This window comes from Vibrio sp. D431a, assembly GCF_030248655.1.
Classification (GTDB): Bacteria; Pseudomonadota; Gammaproteobacteria; order Enterobacterales; family Vibrionaceae; genus Vibrio; species Vibrio alginolyticus.
On record NZ_JAHGAP010000017.1, the window covers coordinates 144,321 to 153,138 of the forward strand.

The 8,818-nt window shown below is 43.9% G+C and carries 7 protein-coding genes; 4 read left to right on the forward strand and 3 right to left on the reverse strand.

Annotated features, from left to right (window positions below):
* Positions 1-92: 92 nt before the first annotated feature.
* Positions 93-902, reverse strand: coding sequence for a hypothetical protein (locus KJB35_RS15985; RefSeq protein WP_064368647.1), 810 nt, complete (start codon positions 900-902; stop codon positions 93-95).
* Between the two features lie 209 nt (positions 903-1,111).
* Entirely contained in the window at positions 1,112-3,187 is a 2,076-nt protein-coding gene (gene metG, locus KJB35_RS15990; protein WP_005387290.1) for a methionine--tRNA ligase, read from the reverse strand.
* Positions 3,188-3,349: 162 nt separating this feature from the next.
* On the opposite strand from metG, the gene apbC reads away from it, so the two are divergent.
* The 3 genes from apbC (at position 3,350) to KJB35_RS16005 (ending at position 7,524) form a co-directional block, all read left to right on the forward strand.
* The gene (gene apbC, locus KJB35_RS15995; protein WP_053349618.1) at positions 3,350-4,426 is read left to right on the forward strand and encodes an iron-sulfur cluster carrier protein ApbC; all 1,077 of its coding nucleotides are present in this window, start codon (positions 3,350-3,352) and stop codon (positions 4,424-4,426) included.
* 180 nt (positions 4,427-4,606) lie between these two features.
* Positions 4,607-5,248: a uridine kinase gene (gene udk / locus KJB35_RS16000; RefSeq protein ID WP_005380833.1), complete on the forward strand. Its 642-nt coding sequence runs from the start codon at positions 4,607-4,609 to the stop codon at positions 5,246-5,248.
* Positions 5,249-5,436: 188 nt separating this feature from the next.
* Positions 5,437-7,524: an AsmA family protein gene (locus KJB35_RS16005; RefSeq protein WP_064368646.1), complete on the forward strand. Its 2,088-nt coding sequence runs from the start codon at positions 5,437-5,439 to the stop codon at positions 7,522-7,524.
* Between the two features lie 62 nt (positions 7,525-7,586).
* Here the strand turns inward: KJB35_RS16005 and cobO are convergent, their stop codons facing one another.
* Positions 7,587-8,192 (reverse strand): cob(I)yrinic acid a,c-diamide adenosyltransferase, encoded by a 606-nt coding sequence (gene cobO, locus KJB35_RS16010; protein ID WP_005380837.1) that lies wholly within the window; start codon positions 8,190-8,192, stop codon positions 7,587-7,589.
* 117 nt (positions 8,193-8,309) lie between these two features.
* Between cobO and KJB35_RS16015 the strand changes: the two genes are divergently transcribed.
* On the forward strand, positions 8,310-8,759 hold the full coding sequence (locus tag KJB35_RS16015) for a low molecular weight protein-tyrosine-phosphatase (protein ID WP_025767219.1): 450 nt from the start codon (positions 8,310-8,312) through the stop codon (positions 8,757-8,759).
* The last annotated feature ends 59 nt before the right edge of the window (positions 8,760-8,818 follow it).

Below are 8,818 nucleotides of genomic sequence, written 5' to 3' on the forward strand. Positions count from 1 at the left end.
AACGAAAACCGCAGTGCCTTAGGCCTGCGGTTTTTTTGTTTTTATTTATAAGTCGGCGACGGACCAAGCACCAATAATAAGGCATGGAACGTTTATCCTGCTAGCGAGAGTCTGGGTAACGGTAGATATAATGACTCTACGACATCTGAAAGGACATGGTCGTAAGTATTGAAGATGGTCAATGACAAGTCCGATGTGACGCCATAAAGCTCTGCTTCTGTTAAGTCGACATGACTCTCTGTCACGTATTCATTTAGCGTCTGTATTGAGCGCGTGGAAGCAGGAGAGGTAATGCTAAGTGGAGCGATAACCGCTAGTTGGTTTAGCTTACGCATCATGACCGATGCATAATTTTTGAAACGTTCATTTCCGCCTTGCTCTCCTAAATCTTGAATGCTGATTCGTAACTGAGTCAGGGTCTCCAAGCTATCCATAATGTTTTGCCAGTTCATGTGATACTCATTATGCAAGTCATCTCTTTGCTCAACCGCTAGCCATGCGATGGTTACTTCATCCATCAAAAACAAGCAATGACGAATTAACTTACCATGCTCCATCTGGTTTCTTGCAACACTATGGTCATTCCATTGTTCAAGTAGTTTCCCTACTTTAATCTGTAATACGCGATACATGGGTTTGTTTTCAAACCGTGATGTTTCGACTAGAAGATGCAGCTTGTTAGTCAGAGCATCATGAAGAGCGTCCAATTTTTGTTGATCGTTTTGTTGGAATTGAAGCGAGTAGTGAGTAGCAGCTCGGTGGTGTCTCAGAAGGTGAACAACATCCCGCAACAATGTTAACAGCTGATATTTGCGCGCATGTTGCTGCTCTCGTTTAGAAGACAAGTGATATATTCCGGCTAAAATAGCGATGGACAATAGTGTGGAAATCAAAACAAACATAACCAACTCCTTGTTAGTGTTTGGACCTAACAAGGAAGATTGCAGTTTTGATGCCACTAATTAAATTCTATTAAAACAGTAATTTAGGATTGTGATGGGAGAGGTGCTGTACAAGTTTGGTGCACAAATTCCCCAAAAGTGTGAATTCAGTCAAAAAAGTCCCCGCTGAACTGGCGAGGACTTTTTAAATTTGATTGTAAAGCTACAACTTACATTACGCGCATGCCAGGTTGAGCGCCTTCGTGTGGCTCAAGGATCCACAGGTCACTACCACCAGGGCCTGCCGCTAGGATCATACCTTCAGACATACCAAACTTCATCTTACGAGGTTTTAGGTTTGCTACCATTACCGTTAGCTTGCCTTCTAGCTCTTCAGGTTTGTAAGCTGACTTGATGCCAGAGAATACCTGACGAGTTTCACCACCGATGTCCAATTGGAACTTAAGCAGTTTGTTGGCTTTTGGTACTTCTTCACAAGAGATGATACGAGCGATACGCATATCTACTGCAGCAAAAGCATCGAACTCAATCTCTTCAGCGATTGGTTCTTTGTCTAGCTCGGTTTGGCTAGCCTTGTTCTTTTCCGCTTCAGCTTTCTCTTTCGCCGCCATTTCTGCCGCCGCATCTTCTTTAGACGCTTCGATCATCGCTTCAACATTCTTCGGATCGATACGGTTGAACAGTGCTTTGAACTTAGTGATCTCGTGGCCTGTTAGTGGAGCAGCGATGTTTTCCCAAGTTAGCTCTTGGTTTAGGAACGCTTCAGTACGCGCAGCTAGCGATGGCATTACTGGTTTCAGGTAAGTCATCAGTACGCGGAACAGGTTGATACCGACAGAACAGATGTCTTGTAGTTCCTGATCTTTGCCTTCTTCTTTTGCTACAACCCACGGTGCTTTTTCATCAACGTATTGGTTAGCTTTGTCTGCCAATGCCGTGATTTCACGGATTGCACGACCAAACTCACGCGTTTCGTAAAGCTCAGCGATACGGTCAGCAGCAGCAACAAATTCGTTGTAAAGTTCAGGCTCTGCAAAGTTGTCAGACAGTTTGCCTTCAAAACGTTTCGCGATGAAACCTGCGTTACGAGATGCCAGGTTAACGATCTTGTTAACAACGTCAGCGTTTACGCGCTGAGTGAAGTCTTCAAGGTTAAGATCTAGATCGTCGATACGGCTGTTTAGCTTCGCAGCGTAGTAGTAACGTAGACACTCAGGGTCTAGGTGCTCTAGGTAAGTGCTTGCTTTTACGAACGTACCTTTAGACTTCGACATTTTCGCGCCGTTTACGGTTACGTAACCGTGTACGAATACGTTGTTAGGCTTGCGGAAGCCAGAACCTTCTAGCATTGCTGGCCAAAATAGGCTGTGGAAGTAAACGATGTCTTTACCGATGAAGTGGTACAGCTCTGCTGAGCTGTCTTTTTTCCAATACTCGTCGAAATCTAGGTCGTCGCGCTTGTCACATAGATTTTTGAAAGAACCCATGTAGCCGATAGGCGCGTCTAGCCATACGTAGAAGAATTTGTTCTTCTCACCAGGGATCTCGAAGCCAAAGTATGGTGCATCACGTGAGATATCCCATTGCTGCAAACCAGACTCGAACCATTCTTGCATTTTGTTCGCTGTTTCAGCTTGTAGCGAGCCAGAGCGAGTCCACTCTTTTAGCATGCTTTCAAACTGAGGCAGGTCGAAGAAGAAGTGCTCTGAATCTTTCATTACTGGCGTCGCACCAGAAACCGCAGATTTAGGATTGATCAGTTCTGTTGGGCTGTAAGTCTCACCACAGTTGTCACAGTTGTCACCGTACTGGTCTTCAGACTTACATTTTGGACAGGTACCTTTTACGAAACGGTCCGGTAAGAACATCTCTTTTTCTGGATCGAACAGCTGAGAGATAGTGCGGCTAGAGATAAAGCCATTTTTCTTCAACTCAAGATAAATGTGTGACGCTAGCTCACGGTTCTCATCTGAGTGTGTGCTGTGGTAGTTATCAAAGCTGATATCAAATCCAGCGAAGTCTTTTTGGTGCTCTTCGCTAACTGCGGCAATCATTTCTTCAGGAGTAATACCCATCTGTTGCGCTTTAAGCATGATTGGCGTGCCGTGAGCATCGTCAGCACAGATGAAGTTTACAGTGTTGCCGCGTAGGCGTTGGTAACGAACCCAAATGTCCGCTTGGATATGCTCAAGCATATGACCAAGGTGGATCGAACCGTTAGCGTACGGAAGGGCACAAGTTACCAGCATTTTCCTTGACGGAAAGTTTTTTGGATCGTTTGCCATACTTAATATTCGCTTTTCTTGATAGGTATAAATAAATTTTGATGGATAATACTACCCCATGAACTGACTAACTCCAAGGTGTCAAACTGCGGAATGCCTTAGTTTTTTTGGGGTTCTGGTTGAGCCTGGACGGTGGTAGCATGACATCTAAAAGGAGGGCTTATGCATCAGTTCACTTCAAAACAAGATTTTTGTCACTGGTTTAACCAATTCCAACATCCACAGTTGGTGGAAAACTGGGCAGATATTCATGGCGCAATTTCGATTACGACACAGGGTTCTATTGATATAACGTTGCCATTCGCAAGTAATGAGCTTCAAACCGTACTGCATGACTGGATCAAACAGCAGCAAGCCTCGGGTAAAGTGGCTGAATTCCCATTTAATATTCGCCTTGGAGTTAAAGCTTTAGAAACTCAAGTGGCTAACTCGGTTAAGGGTGTTAAGAACATCGTTGCCGTCAGTTCTGCGAAAGGTGGCGTTGGTAAATCTACTACCGCAGTTAACTTAGCGTTGGCGATTGCTCAATCTGGGGCGAAAGTGGGATTGTTGGATGCAGATATCTATGGTCCGTCTGTACCTATGATGTTGGGGCAAGAAGATTCTAAACCAGAAGTTCGTGATGGCAAGTGGATGGAACCCATTTTTGCTCACGGCATCTATACTCATTCTATCGGTTATTTGGTGGATAAATCAGAAGCGGCGATATGGCGCGGTCCAATGGCTTCAAAAGCGTTGTCGCAGTTATTAACTGAAACAGATTGGCCAGATTTGGATTATTTGGTGATTGATATGCCGCCAGGTACGGGGGATATTCAATTGACTCTGTCACAACAAATTCCGGTAACAGGTAGCGTGCTAGTCACAACACCGCAAGATTTAGCCCTTGCCGATGCAAGGAAGGGAGCGGCAATGTTTAACAAAGTCCATGTCCCGGTTATTGGTGTTGTGGAAAACATGAGTTATCACATTTGTAGTCAATGTGGCGCGAAAGAGCATATTTTTGGTATGGGCGGAGCTGAAAAAATGTCGCAAGAATTTGGCTTAGCATTGTTAGGACAAATTCCGCTTCATATCTCTATGCGAGAAGATATTGACGCTGGCGTGCCAACGGTAGCAAGACGCCCAGAAAGTGAGCATGCAGGGTATTATAAGCAACTTGCCGATCGCGTATGTAGCACGATGTTTTGGCAAGGCAAAGCAAAACCAGATGCGATTAGCTTTACAATGGTGAACTAAGTTTACTATGCCTGTTGGTTGATAATTGCACATTTTAACGTTTGCTCGGAGGTTAATCCTCTGAGCAGGCAGAAACTTATGACTAAACCCTAATTCCAACTAGTAACTATGGGGTGAACTCCCTATAATCAGACAGTTTATCTTTTTATGTGACTAGAAATCATCATCGGGTGCAAACTAATGTCTGATAATAATCAATGCGTCATCGTAGGTATTGCTGGCGCTTCTGCTTCTGGAAAAAGTCTGATCGCGAGCACTATTTATAATGAGCTTCGCGCGAAAGTAGGCGATCATCAAATCGGTGTCATCACGGAAGATTGCTACTACAACGACCAAAGCCACCTAAGCATGGAAGAGCGAGTAAAGACGAACTACGATCACCCGAGTGCGTTGGACCACGACCTACTGTGTGAGCACCTAGAAAAACTGGTACGTGGTGAAGCAGTAGAAGTGCCTGAGTACAGCTACACTGAGCACACAAGAACAATTAACACCACCACAATGACACCTAAAAAGGTGATCATTCTAGAAGGTATCCTTCTTCTTACAGACCCTCGTCTTCGTGATTTGATGCATGCGACAGTATTTATGGACACACCGTTAGATATTTGCTTGCTTCGCCGTGTTAAGCGTGATGTGGAAGAACGAGGCCGAACTATGGAGTCTGTTCTTAAGCAATACCAACAAACAGTACGTCCGATGTTCATGCAGTTTATCGAACCTTCTAAGCAATATGCGGACATTATTGTTCCTCGCGGTGGTAAAAACCGTATCGCAATTGATGTATTAAAAGCTCACATTGCAAGACTTTTGAAAGCTTAAGCCTATAGACGGCTATATCGCTTTATTTTTAGGAGAAGAAGTGGCACCTTAAGTGCCACTTCTTTTTTTGTTTTTAAATTAGTCAGTTGCAGGTTAAAACCAGACACTTTTCACGCTTTTGTGGAACTGTCAGCGGTAAATGGAGTCTGCGCTTATAATTGTAAAAACACTCGAGCAAGGAAAAACAAATGAAGAAACTGCTCTTAATTCTAGCAATACCGATTGTGGTCATTTTGGTCGCAATTTTAGCGTTAACCATCTTCGTCAATCCGAATCAGTTTAAACCCCTTATTGTTGAGCAAGCACAAAAGCAAACGGGATTAGAGTTGGTGATTGAAGGGGATATCAGTTGGCAATTTTTCCCATCGATTGGCTTTGAGTTGGGACATACAGAATTGCGAAACCCACAAGGCTTTAGTAAACCCAATTTATTCAAAGTTGATACCGTTGGTGTAGACATCTCTGTTATGCCACTTTTTAGTCAACAGCTTGAAATTGGAAACGTCACGCTTGATGGTGCTGAGTTCTACATTGAAACCAAGAAAGATGGCAGCAAGAATATTGATGCATTGACGAAAGCCCAAACACAACAAGCAGAACAAGAGAGCAATGCTGCGCCTACGCAAAATGGTGAAACGCAAACTTCTGGTTCTGAGTGGAGTATTAATCTTGCTGGCGTTACGGTTTCTAACGGTTCATTAGAAATGCAGGATAAGCAAGCCGGTAGTTACACCAAACTTTATGATATTTCATTAAACCTTTCCGAATTCGCTTTTGACAACTGGACAACGGCTGATTTTGGCGTGAAGGGCGAAATGAACGACCAAAAGTTCACCGCGAAAGGTCAGGCAGACTTTAAGCTAGAAAAAGGTTTGGCAAACTACGCGCTAAAGAACATCAACTTTGATGCGACATACTCTGACCCTGCCAATAAAATTGAATCGGCAACGATCGGTTTAGACACGTTTGAATTCGATAAAGTAAATAACCTGACTTATGCCATTAAGGGTGACGCTGGTGGTATGAAGTTAGATATGCAGGGTGCTGGTCAACTTAGCGTGGACAAGGCTATCAGCAAAGTACAGTTGGATAAGTTAACTCTTAAATCGACTTTTGAGGGTGATGCCTTACCTCAGTCCCCGATGAAAGTCGACATGGTGTCTGATCTGTCTTTCGACCTAACGAAAAACCATCTGAGTTTTGTTCTAGAGAAGTTAACAGCGAATGCTATCGCCCTAGATGGTAAGGCAGATGTGACACTCGGTGATATTCCTAAAGTACGCTTTGCTCTCCATAGCCCCAATATCGATCTTGATGAGTTCTTAGGGTTAGATAAGCAAGCTGCCGAAGGTAATAAGCCTGCTTCTGGTGGCGAGAGTGCTCCTGCCGGACCTGAGGTTGAGCCTGATTTGTCTGCGTTGAAAACGTTAGATGTAAAGGGTGACATTACCATCGACAAATTCAAAGCGGCAAATGCGAAGATGGAAGCGGTAAAAACGAGCTTCACTGTAAATCGTGGCGTGTTTGAGCTTACATCTTTTAGTTCGAAGTTGTACCAAGGCTCAATCTCAGCGACAGCGAAGTTAGATGCACGCCAATCACCAGCGACTTACAGTGTTAAAAAGTCAATCAAAGGCGTGAAAGTTCAACCGCTACTTATAGACGTTGCTGAAAACGACAAACTTGAAGGGACAGGTAACATTGATGTGAATGTTACAGGTAAGAGTCTCACGCCTACCGGTATCAAGAAGAATCTATCTGGTACGGTTGTTATCAATTTTGCTGACGGTGCGGTGAATGGCATCAACGTTGCTCAGTTGATTCGTGAAAACTATGCGAAATTTAAAGGGCAAAAAGTTGAAGGCACCAATGAAGCTAAGAAAACAGACTTCAGTGCGATGACGGCGACATTGAAACTCAACAAAGGTGTTGTATCAACGGATAATATGCAAGCTCAGTCTCCATTGTTACGTGTTCGCGGTAAAGGTACCGCAAACTACATCAATGAAACAGTCGACTTTACTATCAGCACGTCAGTTGTAGGCAGCTTAGAAGGCCAGGGCGGTAAAGATATAGATGAGCTGAAAGACATCACGATTCCAATCAATGTGTCTGGTAAGTGGGCAGATCCTAAATTCAAGCTCGTATTCGATGATGTTCTGAAGCAGAAAGCTCAGAAAGAAATCGATCGTGGCGTAGAGAAGCTAACGGACAAAATCAAAGACGAGAAAACCAAAGATGCGGTCGATGGTTTATTGAAGAATCTTTTCAACTAACCGTGCGTGAAAACCAAAAGGGTTGGCATTTTGCCAACCCTTTTTAAATTACTCTGTGAGTGTTACCAATCGACGCCTTTGAGGGCTTTTACGCCAGATTCAAATGCGTGCTTTACATTTTTCACTTCAGAAACGGTATCGGCCATTTCAATCAGGGTTCGATGTGCGCCACGCCCAGTAATAATAACCGACTGCATTTTAGGTCGGTTGCTCAGCGCTTCGACCACTTCGTCTAAGTCGATGTAGCCGTAGCTCACCATATAAGTTAGCTCGTCAAACAAGATGACATCGATAGAGTCGTCTTGCAGCATGCGTTTACATTCTTGCCATACGCCTTGCGCTGCTTCGGTATCAGCGGCTTTGTTTTGAGTTTCCCATGTAAAGCCGGTCGCCATTACTTGGAATTCAACGCCGAGTTTCTCAAGTAGGTTGCGCTCACCGTTGTCCCAAGTACCTTTAATAAACTGCGCGACAGCACAATTCAAACCATGACCCACTGCGCGTGCGATCGTACCGAATCCTGATGTCGATTTACCTTTACCATTTCCGGTAATGATCAGTAGCAGACCTTTTTCCTCTTGAGCAGCAGCGATTTTTGCGTCTACCTGTTCTTTGACTTTTTGTTGGCGAGCTTTATGGCGTGCTTCTTTATTTTCTTCGATAGACATAATACTTCCTCAATTCCTTTTCGTGCTGTGCCCAAGCTAATTTGGGTTCATTGATTTATCTCGCTATGATAGACCAACATATCGTGAAGAAAAACCACCGATAATTCAGGGAATAAAATGAAGAAAATACTTGTTGTTTGTATGGGAAACATTTGTCGGTCACCAACTGGAGAGGCAGTGTTAAGAGCGAAAGCTCAAAAGCTAGGCGTTGAAGTAGAGGTTGATTCGGCAGGTACAATTGGCTACCACGCAGGAAACCGACCGGATTCAAGAGCGATGGCAGCAGGAAAGCAGCGAGGTTATTCTTTTAAAGGAATGCAAGCGCGCCAAGTCACCATTGATGACTTTGAAAAGTTTGACCTTATATTAGCCGCAGATAAAGCAAATTTGGCCGATTTATTGGATATTTGTCCGTTGAAGTATCGACACAAAGTATCGTTATTTTTAAGTCATTCTGAGTCAGGTTACGACGAAGTCCCGGACCCATATTATGGTGGGGAAGATGGCTTTGAACTGGTGCTTGATTTAATCGAAGAGGCATCAGACGCAATTTTGAAGAAGCTATAATCGCCGTGCTTGAAGACAATAGAAAAAGGGATGAGCTCAGCTCATCCCTTTTTATTTTC